This window comes from Luteimonas composti, assembly GCF_042678665.1.
Lineage (GTDB): Bacteria > Pseudomonadota > Gammaproteobacteria > Xanthomonadales > Xanthomonadaceae > Luteimonas > Luteimonas composti.
Map to the genome: position 1 here is coordinate 488,775 of NZ_JBHTKU010000003.1, position 21,127 is coordinate 509,901.

Sequence of the window (21,127 nt, forward strand, 5' to 3'; positions counted from 1 at the left end):
CGCGACCATGCAGACATCGATCGCGACCCGCCTGCTCCCCGCCCTGGCCTGCGTGCTGGCCCTGGTGCTGGGCAGCGCGCCCGCGCCGGCCCAGGCCGAGCGCATCAAGGACCTGGCCCAGGTGGCCGGCGTGCGCGGCAACCCGCTGGTCGGCTACGGCCTGGTGGTGGGCCTGGACGGCAGCGGCGACCGCACCAGCCAGACGCCCTTCACCGTGCAGAGCCTGAAGACCATGCTCGACCAGCTCGGCGTGACCATCCCGCCGGGCGTCAATCCGCAGCTCAAGAACGTGGCCGCGGTGGCGATCCAGGCCGAACTGCCGCCCTTCGCCAAGCCCGGCCAGACCATCGACATCACCGTGTCCTCGATCGGCAATGCCGGTTCGCTGCGCGGCGGCAGCCTGCTGATGGCGCCGCTCAAGGGCGCCGACGGCCAGGTCTACGCAATCGCCCAAGGCACCCTGGTGGTCAGCGGCTTCGGCGCTTCCGGGCGCGACGGCTCGCGCATCTCCACCAACGCGCCCAACGGCGGCAGCATCCCCAACGGCGCCATCGTCGAGCGCGCCGCGCCGGGCGCCGCCGCCAGCGACGTGGTCACCCTCAACCTGCGCCAGTCCGACTTCACCACCGCCGCGCGCATCGTCGGCGCGATCGACAGCGCCTTCGGCCCGGGCCGCGCCCGCGCGCTCGACGGCGTCACCATCGAAGTGACGCCGCCGGCCGGCGACCGTGTCGGTTTCCTGGCCCGGCTCGAATCGCTGGACGTCACGCCGGGCACGGCCGCGGCCAAGGTCATCGTCAACGCCCGCACCGGCACCGTGGTGATGGGCGGCGAGGTGTCGGTGCTGCCGGCGGCGGTCTCGCACGGCTCGCTCACCGTCTCGGTCACCGAGAGCGTGCAGGTCAGCCAGCCCGGCGCGTTCGGCCGCGGCGGCACCGTGGTCGCGCCGCAGTCCGCGCTGGAAGTGAGCCAGGACGGCGGCCGCATGTTCCTGTTCGAAGGCGGTTCGTCGCTGGAATCGATCGTGCGCGCGGTCAACGCCGTCGGCGCGGCGCCCGGCGACATCGTCGCCATCCTCGAGGCGCTCAAGCGCGCCGGCGCGCTGCGCGCCGAGCTTGAGGTGATATGACGTGAAGCCGGGAACGGCGAATCGGGAATCGGGAACCGGTCCGTCGCCGGTTCCCGTCGCCGTTTCCGCGTCCGCAGCGCTGGCCGGGCACGTGGCTTGCATCCATGCCGGCATGCGCTGGTTTGCCGCCGTTTCGACCCTCTCCAACCGGATGCCGCAGGCATCCGGTCCGGCGCCTCGATTCCCGATTCCCCGTTCGCGATTCCCGGCCGCCTGATGCGCCTTCCCGCCACCAACGCATTCGATCTCGCGCCCGCGCAGGCCACGCCGCGCGCGGACGTGGAGAAGGCGGCGCGCGAGCTGGAGACGCAGTTCGCGCACATGCTGATCAAGTCCATGCGCAGCGCCTCGCCGGGCAATGCGATGGGCGGCGACACGCGCTACCGCGACATGTACGACCAGCAGCTGGCGCGCGAACTGTCCAGGGGCCGCGGCCTGGGCCTGGCGCCGATGATCATGCGCCAGCTCGAGCAGCGCGGCGGCGGCGCCACTGCGCCGGCCGGCGCCATGCCGCTGTCGGCGCCCGCCGCCGGCGCCGCGCCGATTCCGCTTTCCCCTGCGTCAGCGACGGCAGGGATGCTGCCGCTGGCGCCCACCCGCTCCGGCGTGTCGATGCCGGGCATGGACCTGCACGCCTACGCCGCGCCCGCGCCGTCGCAGCGCAGGCCCGATTTCGCCGCCGGCGACGACGCGCCGTTCGACGCCAGCTCGCCCGAGGCCTTCGTGCACTCGATCTGGCCGCAGGCGCAGAAGGCCGCCGCCGAGCTCGGCGTGCCGGCCAAGGCGCTGGTGGCGCAGGCCGCGCTGGAAACCGGCTGGGGCCGGCGCCTGGCCGGACGCAAGGACGCTTCCTCGCTGAACCTGTTCGGGATCAAGGCCACCGGCGGCTGGAAGGGCGATCGCGTCAGCGCGCGTACCCATGAATTCGTCGGCGGCCAGCGCGTGGACGAGCGCGCCGAATTCCGCGCCTACGGTTCGGTGGCCGAAAGCTTCGCCGACTACACCCGGCTGATCGGCAAGGAGCGCTACGCCGCCGCACGCGGCACCGGCAACGACGTGCACCGCTTCGCCAGCGCGCTGCAGAAGGCCGGCTACGCCACCGATCCGTCGTACGCGGCCAAGATCACCGCGATCGCCAACGGCGCCACCCTCAACCGTGCGCTGGCCTCGCTGCCGGTGCGCGCCGACGCTCCGGTGCAGTACGCCGCCGCCCCGGCCGCGCAGCCCGCCGCCGTCGCCACCTATGCCGCGGCGCTCGCCGCCGTTCCCAGGGGATAAGCCATGACCGGCATGCTCAGCTCCGGCACCTCCGCGCTGCTCGCGTTCCAGCGCGCGCTGGGCACCGTCAGCCACAACGTGGCCAATGCCTCGACGCCCGGCTACAGCCGCCAGCGCGTCGAACTGGCCGCGCGCCCGGCCCAGCCCGAGGGCGGCAGCTGGGTGGGCCAGGGCGTGCAGGTGGCCGCGCTGCAGCGGCTCGCCGACGGCCTGGTGTTTGCGCGCCAGGTCGACAGCAGCGGCGAGCTCGGCCGGCTGTCGCAGCTGTCGTCGCTGTCTGGCCGCGTGGACGCGCTGGTGTCCGACCCGGCCACCGGCCTGACCGCCCACTGGTCGTCGTTCTTCAACGCCGCCGACGCGGTGGCCGCTGAACCCGGATCGACCGTGTCGCGCGGCCAGCTGCTGTCCAGCGGCGAGCAGCTGGCCGCGCGCTGGCGCGCGCTCGACGGCCAGCTCGCCGTCCTCGACCAGGAGTCGGGCCAGCGCCTGCAGTCCACCATCGCCGACGCCAACCAGCTGGCGCAGGAGATCGCCGGACTCAATCGCGAGATCCACGCCGGCGGCCGCAACGCGTCGCCCGACCTGCTCGACGCCCGGGCCCTGCGCATCGAGCGCCTGGCCGGCCTGGTGGGTGCCGAAGCGATCGCGCAGGACGACGGCTCGCTCAACGTGTTCACCGTCGGCGGCCAGCCGCTGGTGCTGGGCGCACAGGCGATGCAGCTGTCCAGCGTGCCCGATCCCTACCGGCCCGACCGGCAGCTGCTGGCGGTGGACGGGCCTGGCGGCAAGACGCGCCTGTCCTCGGCCGGCGTGTCCGGCGAACTGGGCGGCGTGCTCGAATTCCGCGAGCGCGTACTCGATCCGGCGCGCGCCGAGCTCGGCCGCCTGGCCGCGACCTTCGCCAGCGCGTTCAATGCCGCGCATCGCGCGGGCGTGGACTACGACGGCGCGCCCGGCGCCGACTTCTTCAGCCTGGCCCCGCCGCGGGCGGACGCGCATACCGGCAATACGGGCAGCGCGAGCATCGCCGCGCGCGTCACCGACCCGGGGGCGCTCAAGGCCCAGGACCTGGTGCTGCGCTTCGACGGCGCCTGGTCGGCCACCCGCGCCGATACCGGCGAAGCGGTGGCGCTGGCGGGCAGCGGCACGGCCGCCGACCCGTTCCGCGTCGCCGGCATGGCCTTCGAGGTCGGCGGCACCCCGGCGCCCGGCGACAGCTTCATGCTGCGCCCCGCCGCCGATGCGGCCGCCAGCCTGCGCGTGGCGCTGACCAGCACCTCCCAGATCGCCGCGGCCTCGCCGCTGCAGGGCGCGGCCGACCCGGCCAACCTCGGCACCGCCCGCGTCGCACAGGCGCAGGTCACCAGCGCGGGCGCGTTCGCCGGCTTCGCCGGTGCCGCCATCGAGTTCATCGACGGCAACCAGTACACCATCGACGGCAACGGCCCCTTCGCCTGGACGCCGGGGACCGCGATCTCGGATCCGGCCGCGGGCTGGTCGCTGACCCTCGAGGGCGCGCCCGCCGCCGGCGACCGTTTCTCGCTGGCGCCGACGCCGCCGCGATCGACCGACAACGGCAACGCGCGCACGCTCGGCAACCTCGACCAGACCGGCGTGCTCGACGGCGGCAGCCAGTCGTTCACCGCCGGCCTGACCCAGCTGACCGCGCGCGTGGGCACCGATGCGCGCCACGCCAACCTGGGCCACGAGGCGCAGACCGCGATCCACGCGCAGGCCGCCGCCGAACGCGAGTCGATCAGTGGCGTGAACCTCGACGAGGAGGCGGCCGACCTGATGCGCTTCCAGCAGTCCTACCAGGCCGCGGCCCAGATCATCGCCACCGCCGACACCATGTTCCAGACCCTGCTGTCGGCCGTGCGCCGCTAAGGACCGACCATGAGCGTACTCCGCATGTCCACCGCCGCCCTGCATGCCCAGGGCCTGCAGGGCCTGATGCAGCAGCAGCAGAAGGTCGCGCGCACCCAGCAGGAGCTGGTGAGCAACACCCGCCTGCTGCGCGCCGCCGACAATCCTGCGGGCATGGCGCGCGCGCAGGGCCTGGACCACGCGCTGGCCTCGCTGCAGCAGCAGGACCGCAATGCCAGTCTGGTGCAGCACCGCCTGCGTACCCAGGAATCGGCGCTGGCCGACGCCGGCAGCCAGCTCGACCGCGCGCGCCAGCTCGCCCTGCAGGCCAACAGTGGTTCGCTGTCGGCCGAGGACCGCGCCTCGATCGCGGCCGAGCTGCGCGCCGTGCGCAGCGAGCTGCTCGCCATCGCCAACCGCGAGGACGGCAACGGGCGGCGCCTGTTCTCGGGTACCCGCGACGGCGTCATTCCGTTCGCCGACAATGCCGGCGTGGTGACCTACGCCGGCGACGACGGACGCAACACCATCGAGATCGGGCCCGACCAGTGGGTCCTCGACGGCGATCCCGGCAGCGAGGTGTTCCTGCGCGTGCGCACCGGCGACGGAATCGTCCGCGGCAGCGCCGCGGCCGGCAACACCGGCAACGGCGTCCTGCAGTCGAGCGGGGTGACCGACCATGCCGCCTGGGGCCGGCAGGCCCTGCAGGTGGAGTTCACCGCCGCCGACACCTGGCGCGTGGTCGACGGGGCGGGCACCCAGCTCGCCACCGGCACCTATGCCACCGGCGCGACCATCAGCGCCGGCGGGCTCCAGCTCACCATCACCGGCACGCCGGCGCCCGGCGACAGCTTCGCCATCGAACCGGCGCCGACCCGCGACGTCTTCTCCACGCTGCAGAACCTGGCCGACGCGCTCGAGGCGCCCGCCGCCAGCGACGTGGAGCGCGCGCGCCGGGAGAACCTCATCGGCGCTGCGGTGGGCGACATCGCCACGGCGCAGGACCACATGCTGGGACTGCGCTCGGGCGTGGGCACGCGCCTGTCGGCGATCGATACCGCCGACGACGTGCGCGGCGCCACCGACCTGACACTGCAGGAATCGCTGTCGGACCTGCGCGACGTCGATGTCGCCGAAGCCGCCAGCCGCCTGGCGCTGCAGCTGACCGCGCTGGAAGCGGCGCAGAAGACGATGCTGCGCGTGCAGGGCCTCTCCCTGTTCGACCGCCTGTAGGAATTTTTCCCGAAGGCGGGAAACGGCCCTAAAGCTTGACAGCGGCGCGCCGTTACCTCTACCAGCAGCGGCGAGGACCAATCCCGGTCACACCCTGCGAACGCCGGCCCCGCCTCTCGTCGCCGCCGGACCCAACTTCCCAGGAGATGTCCCAATGTCCTCTGTCATCAACACCAACGTGATGTCGCTCAACGCGCAGCGCAACCTGACCTCGTCCAGCGCGCAGCTCGCCACCAGCCTGCAGCGCCTGTCGTCGGGCATGCGCATCAACAGCGCCAAGGACGACGCCGCCGGCCTCGCGATCTCGCAGCGCTTCACCACCCAGATCCGCGGCATGGACGTGGCCGCCCGCAACGCCAACGACGGCATCTCGCTGGCGCAGACCGCCGAAGGCGCGATGACCGAGATCGGCAACAACCTGCAGCGTATCCGCGAGCTGGCCGTGCAGTCGCGCAACGCGACCAACTCCGCGAGCGACCGCGCCGCGCTGGACAAGGAAGCGCAGGCGCTGAAGGCCGAGATCAACCGCGTCGCCAGCCAGACCAACTTCAACGGCGTCAAGCTGCTCGACGGCTCGTTCAACAACCAGGTGTTCCAGGTCGGCGCCAACCAGGGCGAGACGATCACGGTTTCCTCCATCGTCAACGCCAACTCCAGCGCCCTGGGTTCCTATCAGCGCGCCACCGTCACCGGCAACGCCGCGACCGCGTTCACCGCGATCGATGCCGGCGACCTGACGATCAACGGCACCTCGGTCGGCCCGATCGCCGCCGATGCATCGGCCACTGCGCGCGCCGCCAGCGTGCGCGACGCGATCAACTCGGTCTCCGACACCACCGGCGTCTACGCGGTCAACGACACCGCGACCACGATCACCCTGGTCTCGACCACCGCCGACATCGCCGTGGCCCACGCCGGCCCCAGCTCGACCGCGGCCACCACCGGCCTGGCCGCGGGCACCAACGCGCGCGCCACCTCCACCGGTTTCGACAGCCTCGACATCTCCACCGCCTCGGGCGCCGATGCTGCGATGCAGTCGATGACCGCCGCCCTGGACGCGATCAACACCGCGCGCGCCTCGATGGGTGCGATCCAGAACCGCTTCACCTCGGTCGTGGCCAACCTGTCGACCACCTCGGAGAACCTGTCGGCCGCCCGCAGCCGGATCCAGGACGCCGACTTCGCCAAGGAATCGGCGCAGCTCTCGCGCAACCAGATCCTGCAGCAGGCCGGCACCGCGATGCTGGCCCAGGCCAACCAGGCCACGCAGGGCGTGCTGAGCCTGCTCCGCTGACCGGCCGCCGCGAGGCGTCGCCCCAGGCGCGCCTCGCGGCTGACCGCGACAACGCGCATCCGCCGTCCGCGGCGGTGCGCAACGGTTCGGACGGGCCCGCCAACGCGGCCCGTCCAGTTTCGAGGCTCCACCCAGAATTCCCATTCCGCCGAGGATCGCGCCATGCGCCCTGGACCTGCCCCACAGCAGTGCACTGAACGCCGCGGCCCGCGCCAGGCGGACGGCGCCACGGGGGCCCACGCGCCATGACCACCATCGGCTCGGCGGGCAAGCTCGACGTGATGACGATGGTCGCGCAGCTGGTCGCCGCCGAACGCGCGCCGACCGACGCGCGGCTGGATCGCAGCGAGCGCCAGATCAACGCCCAGATCTCCGCCATCGGCACCCTGCGCAGCGCGTTCTCGGGGCTGCGCACCGCGGTCGAGGCTCTCGGGGCGCGCGACGCCGCCCAGGCCCGCAAGGTCACGGTCCCGGACGGCGCGGGCTTCACCGCCACCGCCTCCACCGGCGCGGCGACCGGGCGCTACGGCGTCGAAGTGCTGGCCCTGGCGACCGCGCACAAGCTCGCCTCCGGCGCATTCGCCAGGCCCGATACAACGGTCGGCACCGGCCAGTTGACGATCAGCGCCGGCGACGCCACCCTCACCATCGACATCGACGAGGACAACGCCAGCCTCACCGGCATCCGCGACGCCATCAACGCGCAGGCGGGCGGGCGCATCGTGTCGGCCAGCATCGTGGTCGGCGACGATGGCGCGCACCTGGTCCTCAACGCGGTCGGCACCGGCACCGCCCATGCCCTGACCGTGGCCGCCAGCGGCGGCGACGGGGGCCTGGCGGCGCTGGCCTATGGCCCTCCGGGGACCTCCCCGATGTCCGAGCTGACGGCGGCCGCGGATGCGCGCGTCCGCGTGGACGGCTTCGAGCGCACCCACTCGGGCAATACGATCGAAGACCTGGTCGCAGGCGTCAGCCTCACCCTGACCAGGGCCGAACCCGGCGTGGTCCACCAGCTCGGGATCGACAGCGACGGCAGCGCGCAGCGCAACGCCGCCAAGAACTTCGTCAACGCGTACAACGCCGCGCTGGCCTCGATCGCCACCACCACCGCCTACAACACCTCCACCCAGGTCGCCGCCGCGCTCAACGGCGACGCCATGACCCGCAACGCGGCGCGTGAGCTGCGCGACACGGTCAGCAGCAACGTGATGGACCTCAAGGCGATGGGCATCACCATCGCCAAGGACGGAACGCTCAAGCTGGACGAGACCGCGTTCGACGCGGGCCTGGCCAAGGACCCGACGCTGACCTCGCGCCTGTTCGGCACCGGCACCGACAGCATGGCAGGCAAGCTCGACGCCACCCTGGACCGCCTGCTCGACCCCGAGGGGCTGCTCGCCTCGCGCAGCGAGAACCTGAGCACGCGCAGCAAGGCGCTGGCCAGCCAGCGCAGCGCGCTCGACTTCCGCATGAGCCAGGCCGAGGTGCGCTACCGCACCCAGTTCACCGCGCTCGATGTCCTGCTGACCAGCCTGCAGACCAGCAGCGACTACCTCGCCCAGCAGATCGCCGCCCTTCCGAAGCCAGACTGACATGAACGCCCGCATCCTCGCCAACCAGTACCGGCAGACCGACGTGGCAAGCGCGACGCTGGAAGCCAGCCCGCACCGGCTGATCGCGCTGCTGCTCGCCGGCGCCCGTGAGCGTGCGCGCCTGGCCGCGGCCTGTCTCGAACGCGGCGACCTGCCGCGCAAGTCGCAGGCGATCAGCGACGCCAGCGCCATCATCGGCGGACTCAACGGCGCGCTGAACATGGAAGCCGGCGGCGAGATCGCGGATGGCCTGCAGGCGCTCTACGACTATGCGCAACGCCGCCTGCTCGCGGCCAATGCCAACAACGATCCGGCGCCCCTGCTTGAGGTCGACGACCTGCTGGGCGACATCGAGTCGGCCTGGCTGGCGATCGCGCCGCCGGAGGCCGCGTGATCCCGGTGCTGCCCGCCGCCGAGGTCCGCGCGGCCATTGCCGGCGAGGACTGGGACCGCGCCAGCGCGCTGCTGGACGCGCACGGCCAGGCGGTGGCGCAGGCCCTGGCCAAGGTCGATTTCTCCAAGACGCCGCATGCGCCCTGGCTGGAGCTGCTCGACGCCCAGCACGCGCTCACCGAAGAGATCCGCGCCGCCCGCGACGACGTCGCGCGCGCGCTCGACAAGCTCAACAGCGACCAGCGCGGCGCCCGCGCCTGGCAGCAGGCCCTGGCATGAATCCGGCCGAGGCGGAACGGCTGCTGTTCGGCGAGACCCTCGCCTGCGAGGAGCTGCGCCCGGCCGCATTCGTGCCGCGCGCCGACCAGCCCCGTCCCGTCCTGGCCGCCAGCGGCGAAGCGCTGCTGCGCGCGCTGGCCGTGGTCGAGGACGGCCCGCGCCCGGAAGAACCTGAATCCGGCGACCACGCCCTGCCGCGCATCGAAGCCAAGCTCGACCTGCTGACCACCCTGGTCGCCGGCCTGTGCCGCATGGACGAGGATCCGGCGCGCGCCCTGCGCTGGTCCGCGAAGGGCGCGAGCCTGGTGCTCGACGAGGCGCCCGCGTCCGGTGCCAGCGGGTTGTTCCGCGTGCGCCCGGCCGACTGGCTGCCCTCGACCCTGCTGCTGCCGGCGACCGCGATCGCCAGCGCGGTCGAAGCCCCGGGCACCCGGGTGTGGCTGCGGTTCGAAGCCCTGCCGGCCCCGCTCGAGGCCGCGCTGGAACGGCACCTGTTCCGGATCCACCGCCGCGCGGTGGCGGAAAGCCGGCGCCCTCGCCCCACCGAGTGAGCAATCTGTCACACTTCTTGGCGGACTGCACACAGGGGACCGCGCCCGCCGCTATGGTGGCGCTGGCGGGACAAGGGGTGTGATGCATTGCTGAAAGTGCTGATCTGCGATGACCACACGCTGGTGCGGGCGGGCCTGCGCCGGTTGCTCGACTCGTTCGGGGACATCGAGGTGGTGGCCGAGGCCAGCAGCGCCGACGAGGCGGTGATCCGCGCGCGCGAGACCCTGCCGCACATCATCCTGCTCGACCTCTCCATGCCGGGCCGCAGCGGTTTCGACGCCCTAGCCGAACTGCGCCGCACCAGCCCCGAATGCGCGGTCGTGATCATGTCCATGCACGACGACGCCCTGCATGTACGCGAGGCGCTGGCGCGCGGCGCGCTCGGCTTCGTGGTCAAGGAAGCCGCGCCGGCGGAGCTGGAGATCGCCGTGCGCGCCGCCGCCGCCGGACGCACCTACCTCAGTCCCCAGGTTTCGGCACCGCAATTGCAGGGCTACCGCAACGGCAGCCGCGGCGAAGGCAATGTCGACGCCCTGCCGCGGCGCCAGCGCGAGATCCTCGACGCGCTGGGCGCCGGCCGCACCACCAAGCAGATCGCCGGCGACCTTGGCATCAGCGTCAAGACGGTGGAAACCCACCGGGCGCGGATGATGGAAGCCCTGGGCTGCCGCAACGCGGGCGAGCTGCTGCGCATCGCCATGCGCCTGCACGACCGCCCCTGAGCGGTCGGCAGTTTTGGACCCGCGGCGTCACATCGGGCCGGGGCGGGTCGGAAACCTGACGCAATGTCGGGGTTTCCCCGACACCGGGGCGGGAATTCCCTGATCCGGAGCCGGGTTCGCCCTGATTCGGCTTCCGTCACGCGGCGATCACGATGGCCCCCATCGCCGGCGGCATGCCGGCGCACGGGGAGTCGACGATGAAAGCCAACTTGCGCGTCGGGATGAGCCAGGGCGTCAACCTGACGCCGCAGCTGCTGCAGTCGATCCGGCTGCTGCAGCTCACCGCCCCGCAGCTGGAGCTGGAGCTGCGCCAAGCCCTGGAGCGCAACCCGCTGCTGGAGCAGGAAGAGCCCGAGGACGAGGCCGCCGAGGACACCGCCGCCGAAGCGGCCGCGCTCGACGCCGCCGCCTGGGACGAACTGCCCGATCCGGCCTTCCTGTCCGGCGGCAGCGCCGGCGCCGGCGGCGACGAGGACGGCATGCTGCGCATCGCCGACGGCGAATCCAGCGATCCGCGCCTGCGCCTGCTCAGGCTGCTGGCCCTGCACTGGGATGCGCGCGACCTGCCGGTCGCCGCCTGGTGGCTGGACCAGTGCGACGACCGCGGCTATCTCGAACAGCCCCTCGACGTCCTGCTCGACGCCGCCCGCGACGCCTTCCCTGCCCGCGCCGACGACGTCGGCATGCTCCGCCAGCGGCTGCTGCACGGCGACTGGCCGGGCATGGCCGCCGCCGATCCGGCCGAATGCCTGGCCGCGCAGCTGCGCGCCCTGCCGGCGGACGCCACCCGCGACCTGGCCCGGCGCATCGTCGCCGGCCACCTCGACCTGCTGGCCACGCACGACGCCGGTCGCCTGGCCGCCGCCACCGGCGCCCCGATCGACGACGTACGTGCGGCCATGGCGATGATCCTGGCCCTGCGTCCGCACCCGGTGCAGGCGCCCGCGGCCGACGTGCATGAGCACATCGTCCCGGACGTGGTGGTCCGGCACGCCGGCGGCGCCTGGCGCGTGGCCCTCAACCGCCGCGGCGCGCCGCAGCTGCGCATCGCCGCGCACTGCGAACGCGCCCTGGCCGGCAGCCAGCACACCGCCCTGCGCGGCCTGCTGGAGGAAGCCCGCTGGCTGGTGCGCGGCGTGGCGATGCGCAACGACACCCTGCTGCGCACCGCGCAGGTGCTGGTCGAGCGCCAGAGCGCGTTCCTGGCGCAGGGCCCGGAGGCGATCGTGCCGCTGACCCTGCGCGAGGTGGCCGACGCCATCGGCGTGCACGAGTCCACCATCTCGCGCATCGTCAGCGGCAAGTACATCCAGACCCCGCGCGGCACCTTCGAGCTCAAGCGCATGTTCGCCGTGCGCCTGGAAGGCGCCGAGATCGCCGGCACCGCGGTCAAGGCGATGGTCAAGCGCCTGATCGACGCCGAACCGGCCCACGCGCCACTGGCCGACGACGTGATCGCCGGCCTGCTGGCCCGCCAGGGCGTGCGCATCGCGCGCCGCACCGTGGCCAAGTACCGCGACCAGCTGGCGATCGGGCCGGCGCGGGCGCGCCAGCGCCTGGCCACGCGCCAGGCCCGACAGGAGTGTGTGTGATGCGACAGATCTCGGTGCTGCTGGTCGACGACCATGCCGGCTTCATTTCCGCGGCCATGCGCCACTTCCGCCGCCTGCCCTGGCTGACCGTGGCCGGCACCGCCGGCAACGGCGTCGAGGCCATCGCCCAGTGCGAGGTGCTGCGCCCGGACGTGGTGCTGATGGACCTGGCCATGCCCGAGATGGGCGGGCTGCAGGCCACGCGCCTGATCAAGGCGCAGGACAACCCGCCCTACATCGTCATCGCCAGCCACTTCGACGACGGCGAGCACCGCGAGCACGCGCTGCGCGCCGGCGCCGACGCCTTCGTCAGCAAGCTGGCCTACATCCACGAGGTGCTGCCGCTGCTGGAAGCCTTCGCGGGCGTGGACGGCGCCGCCGCGGAGGCCTCGGCATGAGCGAGTCGCGCATCCTGGTCGTCGACCGCGACGATGCCCGCGCCGAACGCGTGGCCACCCTGCTCGAGTTCATGGACTTCAACCCGCGCATCGTCGACGACGCGGCGGACATCGACCTGGCGCGCGCGCGCGCCAGCGACTGGGTCGCGATCGTGGTCGGCGACGTCGGCGACGGTGCGTCCTGGCAGGCCTTCGCCACCTGGCTGGCGAAGCAGTCGCTGCACCCGCCGGTGCTTGAACTACCCGGCCACGCCGCCGACGCGGCCTGGCGCGGCAGCCTGCATCCGCAGTCGGTGTGGCCGCTGGCCTTCCCGATCCGCCGCGCCCAGCTGCAGGAGGCGCTGCGCCGCGCCAGCCTCAAGCGCCTGGAGGAGGACGCGCGCCGCGACGTGCCGAGCGTCGGCCCGACCGGCCGCAGCGCCGCCGCGCTCCAGCTCAACCGCATGATCGACCAGGTCGCCCCGCACGACACCACCGTGCTGATCCTGGGCGAGTCGGGCACCGGCAAGGAGGTCGCCGCGCGCGCCCTGCACGCGCGTTCGTCGCGCCACGACAAGCCGTTCGTGGCGATCAACTGCGGCGCGATCCCGCCCGACCTGCTGGAAAGCGAACTGTTCGGCCACGAGAAGGGCGCGTTCACCGGCGCGCTGACCCAGCGCAAGGGCCGCTTCGAGATGGCCGAAGGCGGCACCCTGCTGCTCGACGAGATCGGCGACATGAGCCTGCCGATGCAGGTCAAGCTGCTGCGCGTGCTGCAGGAGCGCTGCTTCGAGCGCGTCGGCGGCACCACCACCATCAAGTGCGACGTGCGGGTGATCGCCGCCACCCACCGCAACCTCGAGGACCGCATCGCCAGCGGCGATTTCCGCGAGGACCTGTTCTACCGCCTCAACGTGTTCCCGATCGAGATGCCGGCGCTGCGCGAACGCGGCGAGGACCTGCCCGACCTGGTCGCCGCCATCACCCGCCAGCTGGCCGAGGCCGGCCGCGGCCAGGTGGCGCTGGCCTCCGACGCGATCGCCGCGCTGCGCCACTACGCCTGGCCGGGCAACGTGCGCGAGCTGAGCAACCTGCTCGAGCGCCTGGCGGTGCTGCATCCGGGCGGCAACGTGCGCGCGGCCGACCTGCCGGCGCGCTACCGCGCCGCCGCGGCCGCCGCCGGCGAGGTGTTCGATCCGCCGCAGGAGCCGGCCCAGGTCCAGGCCCCGCCCGCCGCGGCGGCGCAGGACCCGGCCAAGCTGTCGCCGACCACCACCCTGCCGCCGCAGGGCATCGACCTGCGCGGGCACATGGCCGGGATCGAGCTGGAGCTGCTGCGCGCGGCGCTGGAGCAGTCCGGCGGCGTGGTCGCCCATGCCGCGCCGCTGCTGGGCCTGCGCCGCACCACCCTGGTGGAGAAGCTGCGCAAGTACGGCATCGACCGCGAGGGCGGCGGCGACCGCCAGGCGGCGGGTTTCTGACGCGCGCGTGGCACGGGACTTGCCTGAGCCTGCGCAGACCGACCGGCAGCCGACGCGATGACCGACGCCATCTCCTCCATCCTTTCGCAGATCCGCGCGCACGAGATGCGCGCCGGCGGCCTGCGGGGCGATGTCGCGCCTTCCGACGCGATCGACGTCGGTGGCGCGGGCAAGGCGCAGCAGGTCCCGGGCTTCGCCGAGACCCTGTCCAACACCCTGGACAAGGTCAGCGCCACCCAGGCCCGCGCGGCCGACCTGCAGCAGGCCTTCGAGCTGGGCGACCCGCGCGCCGACCTGGCCCGGGTGATGGTGGCCATGCAGCAGTCGCAGGTCGCCTTCCGGGCCACGGTGGAAGTGCGCAACCGGCTGGTCCAGGCCTACCAGGACGTGATGAACATGCCGATCTGACCGGCACCGCAGCTCCCTGATCCGACCCGTTCCTTCCGTCCACCGTTCCACTCTCCGGCACCGACATGAGCGTGATCGCACTTCCCGACGCCACCGCCAACCTGCGCGACATCGGCCGCATCCCGGCGGTCCGCCAGCTGGGCCTGCTGGCGATGCTGGCCGCGGCCATCGCGGTGGGGCTGTGGCTGTTCTTCTGGAGCCAGAAGCCGGACTTCGTGCCGGTGCAGGGCGGGCTGGACGCGAAGTCCACCGCCGAGGCCTCGGAGCTGCTGGGCGCCGCGCGCATCCCGTTCAAGCTCGATCCGGCCACCGGCGCGCTGGCGGTGCCGCTCGACCGGGTCGGCGAAGCGCGCATGGCGCTGGCCGCGGCCGGCCTGCCGGCGCCGCAGGGCAACGGCTTCGAGAGCATCCAGGGCGACCAGGGCTTCGGCACCAGCCAGTTCATCGAGAGCGCGCGCTACCAGCACGCCCAGGAGATCGAGCTGGCCCGCACCATCGCCAACCTGCGCCCGGTGCGCGAGGCGCGCGTGCACCTGGCCCTGCCCAAGCCCAGCGCCTTCACCCGCCAGCGCGAGCCGGCCAGCGCCTCGGTGGTGCTGCAGCTGCGCGCCGGCAGCACCCTCGAGCAGGGCCAGGTCAACGCGATCGTGCACCTGGTCGCCTCCAGCATCCCCGGCCTGCCGGCCGAGAACGTCACCGTGGTCGACCAGACCGGCCGCATGCTGTCCAACGCCGATCCGCACAGCGAGGACGCGATTGGCGCCAAGCAGTTCGAGCAGCAGCGCCGCCAGGAAGCGGTGTACGTGCAGCGCATCGAGGAACTGCTCGAGCCGATGACCGGCCCGGGCCGGATCAGCGCCAAGGTCAGCGTGGACATGGACTTCGCCCAGACCGAGGAGGCCAGCGAGCGCTACGGCCCGCAGCCGGCGATCGTGCGCAGCGAACAGGTCTCCGAGTCGTCCACCAGCGGCGGCGGCGCCATCGCCCAGGGCGTGCCCGGCAGCGCCAGCAACAGTCCCGACGCCACCGCCGCGGCCGCCGAACCGGCGCCGCCGGGCCCGGGCAGCCGCAGCGCGGTGCGCAACTACGAGATCGACCGCACCCTGACCCATACCCGCCAGGCGCCCGGCCGCATCCGCCGCGTCACCGCCGCGGTGCTGGTCGACCACCTGGCCACGGCCGCGGCCGCCGGCAGCAACGCCGCGCCGCAGGGTCGCGCGCTCAGCGCCGAGGAACTGGCCCGCATCGAGACCCTGGTGCAACAGGCGATCGGCTTCGACGCCGCCCGCGGCGACGTGGTCTCGGTGGTCAACGCGCCGTTCGCGCGCGGCCTGGAGGAGACGCCGATCGAGGGCCCGCCGCTGTGGGAGCATCCGCGCGCCCGCGAGTTCGCGCGCCTGGTGTTCGGCGGACTGGCCGTGCTGCTGCTGATCTTCACCGTCCTGCGTCCGGCCACCCGCCAGCTGCTGGCGCCCAAGGCGGCGCCGGCCGCCGCCAACGCCACCCTGCTGCCGCCCGCCGAAGAGGACGAGGACGTGCCGGTGAGCCTGTCCGGCCAGCCGCAGGCGATGCCGCTGTCGGCCCCGGCCCCGGCCGCGTCGATGGAGCTCGACGACAAGCTCGAGATCGCGCGCACCGCGGTCAGCACCGACCCCAAGCGCGTCGCCCAGGTGGTCCGCGACATGGTGGCCTCCGATGGCTGATCCCGTCGCCAACCTGACCGGCGTGCAGCGCGCGGCGATCGTCCTGCTTTCGCTGGGCGAGCAGCAGGCCGCCGAGGTGCTCAAGCACATGGGCGCGCGCGAGGTGCAGAAGCTCGGCGTGGCGATGACCACGCTCGGCGAGGTCGGCCGCGACGCGGTGGCGCGCGTGTTCGACGAATTCATCGAGGTGCTGGCCCGTCCCGGCGGCATCGGCAGCGGCGCCGACGACTACGTGCGCGCGGTGCTGACCCAGGCGCTGGGCGAGGAGCGCGCCAGCAGCCTGATCGACCGGATCCTGGCCGGCCGCAACACCACCGGCCTAGACACGCTGAAGTGGATGGACCCGCGCGCGATCGCCGAGCTGGTGCGCAACGAGCATCCGCAGATCATCGCCATCGTGATGGCGCACCTGGACGGCGACCAGGCCGCCGAGGTGCTCAAGTGCCTGCCCGAGCGCGCGCGCGTGGACGTGCTGCTGCGCCTGGCCACGCTCGACGGCATCCCGCCGCATGCGCTCAACGAGCTCAACGACGTGATGGCGCGCCAGTTCGCCGGCAGCCAGAGCATCAAGTCCTCGTCGGTGGGCGGGGTCAAGGTGGCGGCCAACATCCTCAACTTCATGGACTCCGGGCAGGACGAGGCGCTGCTGGGCGCGATCGGCGAGGTCGACAGCGAGCTCGGCACCCGCATCCGCGACCTGATGTTCGTGTTCGACAACCTCGCCGACCTCGACGACCGCGCGGTGCAGGCGGTGCTGCGCGAGATCTCCAGCGAGCAGCTGGCCCTGGCCCTGCGCGGCGCCGACGCCCGCGTGCGCGAGAAGATCACCGGCAACATGTCGCAGCGCGCGGCCGAGATCCTGCTCGAGGACATGGAGGCGCGCGGACCGGTGCGCCTGGCCGAGGTCGAGGCGGCGCAGAAGGACATCCTCGGCGTGGTCCGGCGCATGGCCGATAACGGCGACATCCAGATCGCGGCCAAGGCCGAGGTGCTGATTTGAGCGCCATGGCCGCGATGTCGGCCGACGATCCGCGCCTGGCGACGGGCGTGGTGCGCTGGCATGCGCCCGGCCTGGTGCTGGCCGCGCCCGAACCCGAACCCGAACCCGAGGCGGAGCACGACCCGCTGCCGGCCCTGCCCAGCGTCGAGGAACTGCAGGCGCTCGAGCGCGCCGCGCGCGAGGAAGGCTACGCCCGCGGCCACGCCGAGGGCCTGGCCGCGGGCCAGGCCGAAGTGCGGCGCATGGTGGCGCAGATCGAGGGCGTGCTCGACGGATTCACCCGGCCGCTGGCGCGCCTGGACGGCGAGGTCGCCGATGCCCTGGCCGACCTGGCCGTGCGCATCGCCGGCAGCCTGCTCGGCCGCGCCTACCGGATCGATCCCACCCTGCTCGCCGACCTGGTGCGCGAGGCGCTGGAGGCCGTCGGCAGCGATACCCGCGAGCTGGAGCTGCGCCTGCACGGCGACGATTTCGGGGTACTGGCCCCGCACCTGGCCGGCCTGGACGGCGTGCGCCTGGGCATCGACGGCACACTGGGCCGCGGCGAGCTGCGCCTGCACAGCGAGAGCGTGCGCATCGACGGCACCATCGGCGCGCGCCTGCAGGCCGTGCTGGAAGCCACCCTGGCCTCGAGCGAGGGCGGCGCATGAGCAGCGTCGCCGCCGCCCACTGGCAGGAAGCGCGCAACCTGCGCCTGGCCGCGCGCCTGCAGGCCGCCAATCCCAATCCGCCCTCGCTGGGCCTGGCGCGCGAGGGCGTGCTGCGCCGCGCGGTGGGCCTGACCCTGGAGGCGTCCGGCTGCAGTGCGCCGCTGGGCTCGCGCTGCAAGGTGGAAACCGCCGGCGGGCGCTGGGTCGATGCCGAAGTCGTCGGCTTCGCCGGCGACCGCACCTTCCTGATGCCCACCGCCGACCTCGAGGGCCTGCTGCCCAACGCGCGCGTGGTGCCCTCGCGCCGGCGCGGCGAGGTCGCGGTCGGCGAGGGCCTGCTGGGCCGCGTGATCGACAGCGACGGCGTGCCGCTGGACGGGCGCGGCCCGATCCGCGCCGAGCAGTGGGTCGGCCTGGCCGGCGCGGCGATCAATCCGCTGATGCGCGAACCCATCACCCGCTCGCTCGACGTCGGCGTGCGCGCGATCAACGCCCTGCTGCCGATCGGCCGCGGCCAGCGCGTGGGCCTGTTCGCAGGCTCGGGCGTGGGCAAGTCGACCCTGCTGGGGATGATGACCCGCTTCACCGCGGCCGACGTGATCGTGGTGGGGCTGATCGGCGAACGCGGCCGCGAAGTGCGCGATTTCGTCGAGAGCACCCTGGGCGAGGAAGGCCTGCGCCGCGCCGTCGTCGTCGCCACGCCGGCCGACCGGCCGCCGCTGGCGCGCCTGCACGGCGCGCTGCGCGCCACCGCCATCGCCGAGTACTACCGCGACCAGGGCCTGCACGTGCTGCTGCTGATGGATTCGCTGACCCGCTTCGCCCATGCGCAGCGCGAGATCGGCCTGTCGGTGGGCGAGCCGCCGACCACCCGCGGCTATCCGCCGAGCGTGTTCGCCAAGCTGCCGCAGCTGGTCGAACGCGCCGGCAACGGCGCCGACGGCCGCGGCTCGATCACCGCGTTCTACACCGTGCTCACCGAGGGCGACGACCAGCAGGAGCCGATCGCCGACGCCGCGCGCGCCATCCTCGACGGCCACATCGTGCTCACCCGCCGCATCGCCGATGCCGGCCAGTACCCGGCGATCGACGTCGAGGTCTCGGTCAGTCGCGTCATGCAGGAGATCACCGACGCGCCCTGGCGCGAGCGGATCCGCAAGCTCAAGCGGCTGATGGCCGCGCATTCGGCGCAGCGCGACCTGATCGCGATCGGCGCCTACCAGCGCGGCAGCGATCCGGTGGTCGACGAGGCCGTGGCGCGCTGGCCGGCGATCCAGGCCTTCCTCGGCCAGGACGTGGCCGAGGCCGCGGATGTCGAATCCAGCCGCGCCGCGCTCGCCGCCCTGCTCGACGACGGCCCCGCCCGCGGCGCCGTCCAACCTGCTTCCCAGGAGTCCTGATCCAGATGCGCTCGCAACGGCTCGATCCGCTGCTCAAGATCATGCAGCAGCGCCAGGATGCGGTGGCGCGCGAGGTCGCCGACCGCGACCGCGTGCTCGGCGAACAGGAACAGCGCCTGGAGGCGCTGCGCCGGTACGCCGAGGAATACGCGGCGGCGCCGGCCGAGGCCTCGATCTCGCCGGCGCTGCTGGTCAACCGCCTGGCGTTCCGCGAGCGGCTCAACGCCGCGGTGGTGCAGCAGGCCGGCATCGTCGACCAGAGCCGGCAGCTCAGCGATGTCGAACGGGCGCGGCTGATGCTGGCCAGCCGCGAGACCAAGGTGCTCGAGCAGCTCGCCGACAGCTACCGCGCGCAGGAGAGCAAGGCCGCCGAACAGCGCGTGCAGCGCGAGATGGACGACCTCGGCGGCCGCCGCGCGCGCATGGCCGCGCTGGCCGCCAAGGACGGCCAGGGCGCATGATCGGCGCGGCGCTCCCGGGCATGACCACGACCCCGTCCGCCGTGCCGCCGCAGGCAGCGAACCCGCCTGCGGGCGCGGGCGCTGGCGACACGGATCCGTTGGCGCAGTCGAACGTCGCCGCTGCGGGCAACCCGGCCGGGCGCGGCACCGTTGCGACCGCCCAGGGCCGCCCCGGCGCGGAACGCGACGACACCGCCACGCCGTCGGCCTTTGCCGAGCTGCTCACGCAGTCGCCCCTTGCCGCGCCGCCTCCCGCGCCAGCGCCGGCCCCGGCGCCTGCCGCAGCCGGGGCCGAGGGCGTCGAGACCAGCGCCGACGCGCCCGCCAGCCTGCTCGCCCTGCTCGATGGCAGCTGGAACGCGCCTCGCGCGGCGATGGATGCGCCGCCGCAGGGCCCGCCTGTTACGCAGGCCGGGCCGGCGCGGGGAATCCAGCTGCCCTCCGACCTGGCCAAGGCCGCGGCCGCGGTCGGCCAGCCTGCACCGCAGTCGGGCCCGGACGCAGCGGGCGATGCTCCGGCCGGTTCCGCGGCGCTGTTCGCCGCCGAGCTGGCGACCGCGGCGGCGTCGAGCGAGGCGCCCGCGAGCGTCCGCGACGCGGCCGCCGCCCAGCCGGGCGCGGCGATCGAATCGGCCGCGGCGCCCGCGCCGGCGGCCCCCGCGCGGACGGCGGCCGCACCGCAGCTGCCGCCGCTGCAGATGCCGGCCGATCCGGGCGCCGGCTTCGACGATGGCCTCGGCACCCGCGTGGTGTGGATGGCCGAACAGCGCCTGGGGCATGCCGAGATCCGGCTCAATCCGGAACACATCGGGCCGATCGAGGTGCGGGTGGAGCTGGACGGCGAGCAGGTCCGCGCCGAATTCCACAGCGCCCATGCGGAGGTGCGCCAGGCCATCGAAGGCAGCCTGCCGCGCCTGCGCGAACTGCTGGGCCAGCACGGCCTGCAGCTGGGCCACGCCAATGTCGGCCAGGGCCAGGCGGGGCGCGAGGGTGGCGATGCACGCGCGAACGCTTCCGCCCGTGGCGGCGATGCCGGCGGGTCCGGCGAGGACCTGCAGCCGCGTCCGGCGCCGGTTCGCGCGCGCGGGCTGGTGGACGAGTACGCCTGAGGGCGCGGCACGGCCGTCGGTCACGACGCGGTGAGCCGCTGATCGCGCCTCTGGCGAAGCCCCCATCCCGGCCTTCCCCCGCGAGCGGGGGAAGGAGCAGGGCGTCAGGCGCGACGCACGACGGGCGACGGGCGACGGGCGACGGGCAACGGGTTGCGGGTTGCGGCTAGCGGCTTGGAGCTTGGAGCTTGGGGCTTGGAGCTTGGAGCTTGGCGCTTGGGGCTTGGGGCTTGGGGCTTGGGGCTTGGGGCTTGGGGCTTGGGGCTTGGGGCTTGGAGCTTGGAGCTTGGAGCTCGGAGCTTGCGGCTTGCGTGTCAGGTTTGCGGGCCCCGGGCGAGGAACAGGACGCGGGGCGAGGGCGGGACGCGGGCGAGGCCTGCGCTTCGGCTGCGCCCGGCTCCCTCCCCCGCTTAAGGGTGTTCATCGCGCGCGGTACCGCCGCGCGGACGACCCGAACACCCGGCGCTGGGCCGCACCTCCCTCCCCCGCTTGCGGGGGAGGGTCGGGGTGGGGGCAGGCAGGTCGCCGCGCGATCGCCAGTCGCGCGCGCGGCATTCGCCTCGATCATCCCGCCGCCATGCCCCTGCCGACCGACCGCCCTCCTTCCG

20 protein-coding genes are annotated in these 21,127 nt (G+C 73.6%); all 20 read left to right on the forward strand.

Annotation, left to right across the window (positions count from 1 at the left end; genetic code table 11):
* Nucleotides 1-7 precede the first annotated feature (7 nt).
* The 20 genes from ACFQ2D_RS11005 to ACFQ2D_RS11100 all read left to right on the forward strand — a co-directional run bounded on the left by ACFQ2D_RS11005 (nt 8) and on the right by ACFQ2D_RS11100 (nt 20,519).
* Nucleotides 8-1,129 carry a flagellar basal body P-ring protein FlgI gene (locus tag ACFQ2D_RS11005; RefSeq protein ID WP_280941296.1) on the forward strand — a complete coding sequence of 374 codons (1,122 nt, stop codon included), beginning with the start codon at nt 8-10 and terminating at the stop codon, nt 1,127-1,129.
* Between the two features lie 216 nt (nt 1,130-1,345).
* Complete coding sequence (flgJ, locus tag ACFQ2D_RS11010) at nt 1,346-2,407, forward strand: flagellar assembly peptidoglycan hydrolase FlgJ (RefSeq protein ID WP_280941295.1); 1,062 nt, start codon at nt 1,346-1,348, stop codon at nt 2,405-2,407.
* 3 nt (nt 2,408-2,410) lie between these two features.
* Entirely contained in the window at nt 2,411-4,294 is a 1,884-nt protein-coding gene (gene flgK, locus ACFQ2D_RS11015; RefSeq protein ID WP_280941294.1) for a flagellar hook-associated protein FlgK, read from the forward strand.
* A 9-nt stretch (nt 4,295-4,303) separates the two neighbouring features.
* Nucleotides 4,304-5,506, forward strand: coding sequence for a flagellar hook-associated protein FlgL (gene flgL, locus ACFQ2D_RS11020; RefSeq protein WP_280941293.1), 1,203 nt, complete (start codon nt 4,304-4,306; stop codon nt 5,504-5,506).
* 154 nt (nt 5,507-5,660) lie between these two features.
* Nucleotides 5,661-6,800, forward strand: a complete 1,140-nt coding sequence (locus ACFQ2D_RS11025; RefSeq protein ID WP_280941292.1) for a flagellin — start codon at nt 5,661-5,663, stop codon at nt 6,798-6,800.
* A 245-nt stretch (nt 6,801-7,045) separates the two neighbouring features.
* Entirely contained in the window at nt 7,046-8,392 is a 1,347-nt protein-coding gene (gene fliD / locus ACFQ2D_RS11030) for a flagellar filament capping protein FliD (RefSeq protein ID WP_280941291.1), read from the forward strand.
* Between the two features lies 1 nt (nt 8,393).
* Nucleotides 8,394-8,786, forward strand: coding sequence for a flagellar export chaperone FliS (fliS, locus tag ACFQ2D_RS11035; protein ID WP_280941290.1), 393 nt, complete (start codon nt 8,394-8,396; stop codon nt 8,784-8,786).
* Nucleotides 8,783-9,064, forward strand: coding sequence for a hypothetical protein (locus tag ACFQ2D_RS11040; protein ID WP_280941289.1), 282 nt, complete (start codon nt 8,783-8,785; stop codon nt 9,062-9,064). Before fliS ends, ACFQ2D_RS11040 begins: the two co-directional genes overlap by 4 nt.
* On the forward strand, nt 9,061-9,615 hold the full coding sequence (locus ACFQ2D_RS11045) for a PilZ domain-containing protein (RefSeq protein ID WP_280941288.1): 555 nt from the start codon (nt 9,061-9,063) through the stop codon (nt 9,613-9,615). Before ACFQ2D_RS11040 ends, ACFQ2D_RS11045 begins: the two co-directional genes overlap by 4 nt.
* A gap of 90 nt (nt 9,616-9,705) precedes the next feature.
* Entirely contained in the window at nt 9,706-10,338 is a 633-nt protein-coding gene (locus tag ACFQ2D_RS11050; RefSeq protein ID WP_280941531.1) for a response regulator, read from the forward strand.
* Between the two features lie 197 nt (nt 10,339-10,535).
* The gene (rpoN, locus tag ACFQ2D_RS11055; RefSeq protein ID WP_280941287.1) at nt 10,536-11,930 is read left to right on the forward strand and encodes an RNA polymerase factor sigma-54; all 1,395 of its coding nucleotides are present in this window, start codon (nt 10,536-10,538) and stop codon (nt 11,928-11,930) included.
* Entirely contained in the window at nt 11,930-12,328 is a 399-nt protein-coding gene (locus tag ACFQ2D_RS11060) for a response regulator (RefSeq protein WP_280941286.1), read from the forward strand. Before rpoN ends, ACFQ2D_RS11060 begins: the two co-directional genes overlap by 1 nt.
* Nucleotides 12,325-13,788, forward strand: a complete 1,464-nt coding sequence (locus tag ACFQ2D_RS11065) for a sigma-54 dependent transcriptional regulator (protein WP_280941285.1) — start codon at nt 12,325-12,327, stop codon at nt 13,786-13,788. The genes ACFQ2D_RS11060 and ACFQ2D_RS11065 overlap by 4 nt, the downstream gene beginning before the upstream one ends.
* Before the next feature lie 57 nt (nt 13,789-13,845).
* The gene (fliE, locus tag ACFQ2D_RS11070) at nt 13,846-14,196 is read left to right on the forward strand and encodes a flagellar hook-basal body complex protein FliE (RefSeq protein WP_280941284.1); all 351 of its coding nucleotides are present in this window, start codon (nt 13,846-13,848) and stop codon (nt 14,194-14,196) included.
* Between the two features lie 65 nt (nt 14,197-14,261).
* Nucleotides 14,262-15,899: a flagellar basal-body MS-ring/collar protein FliF gene (gene fliF, locus ACFQ2D_RS11075; protein ID WP_280941283.1), complete on the forward strand. Its 1,638-nt coding sequence runs from the start codon at nt 14,262-14,264 to the stop codon at nt 15,897-15,899.
* Between the two features lie 13 nt (nt 15,900-15,912).
* Nucleotides 15,913-16,899 (forward strand): flagellar motor switch protein FliG, encoded by a 987-nt coding sequence (gene fliG / locus ACFQ2D_RS11080; RefSeq protein ID WP_280941530.1) that lies wholly within the window; start codon nt 15,913-15,915, stop codon nt 16,897-16,899.
* Between the two features lie 14 nt (nt 16,900-16,913).
* Nucleotides 16,914-17,549 carry a FliH/SctL family protein gene (locus tag ACFQ2D_RS11085; protein ID WP_386795664.1) on the forward strand — a complete coding sequence of 212 codons (636 nt, stop codon included), beginning with the start codon at nt 16,914-16,916 and terminating at the stop codon, nt 17,547-17,549.
* Nucleotides 17,546-18,949 (forward strand): flagellar protein export ATPase FliI, encoded by a 1,404-nt coding sequence (fliI, locus tag ACFQ2D_RS11090; protein ID WP_280941282.1) that lies wholly within the window; start codon nt 17,546-17,548, stop codon nt 18,947-18,949. Before ACFQ2D_RS11085 ends, fliI begins: the two co-directional genes overlap by 4 nt.
* A gap of 5 nt (nt 18,950-18,954) precedes the next feature.
* Entirely contained in the window at nt 18,955-19,410 is a 456-nt protein-coding gene (gene fliJ, locus ACFQ2D_RS11095) for a flagellar export protein FliJ (protein ID WP_280941281.1), read from the forward strand.
* Between the two features lie 20 nt (nt 19,411-19,430).
* Nucleotides 19,431-20,519, forward strand: coding sequence for a flagellar hook-length control protein FliK (locus ACFQ2D_RS11100; protein WP_386795646.1), 1,089 nt, complete (start codon nt 19,431-19,433; stop codon nt 20,517-20,519).
* Nucleotides 20,520-21,127 lie beyond the last annotated feature (608 nt).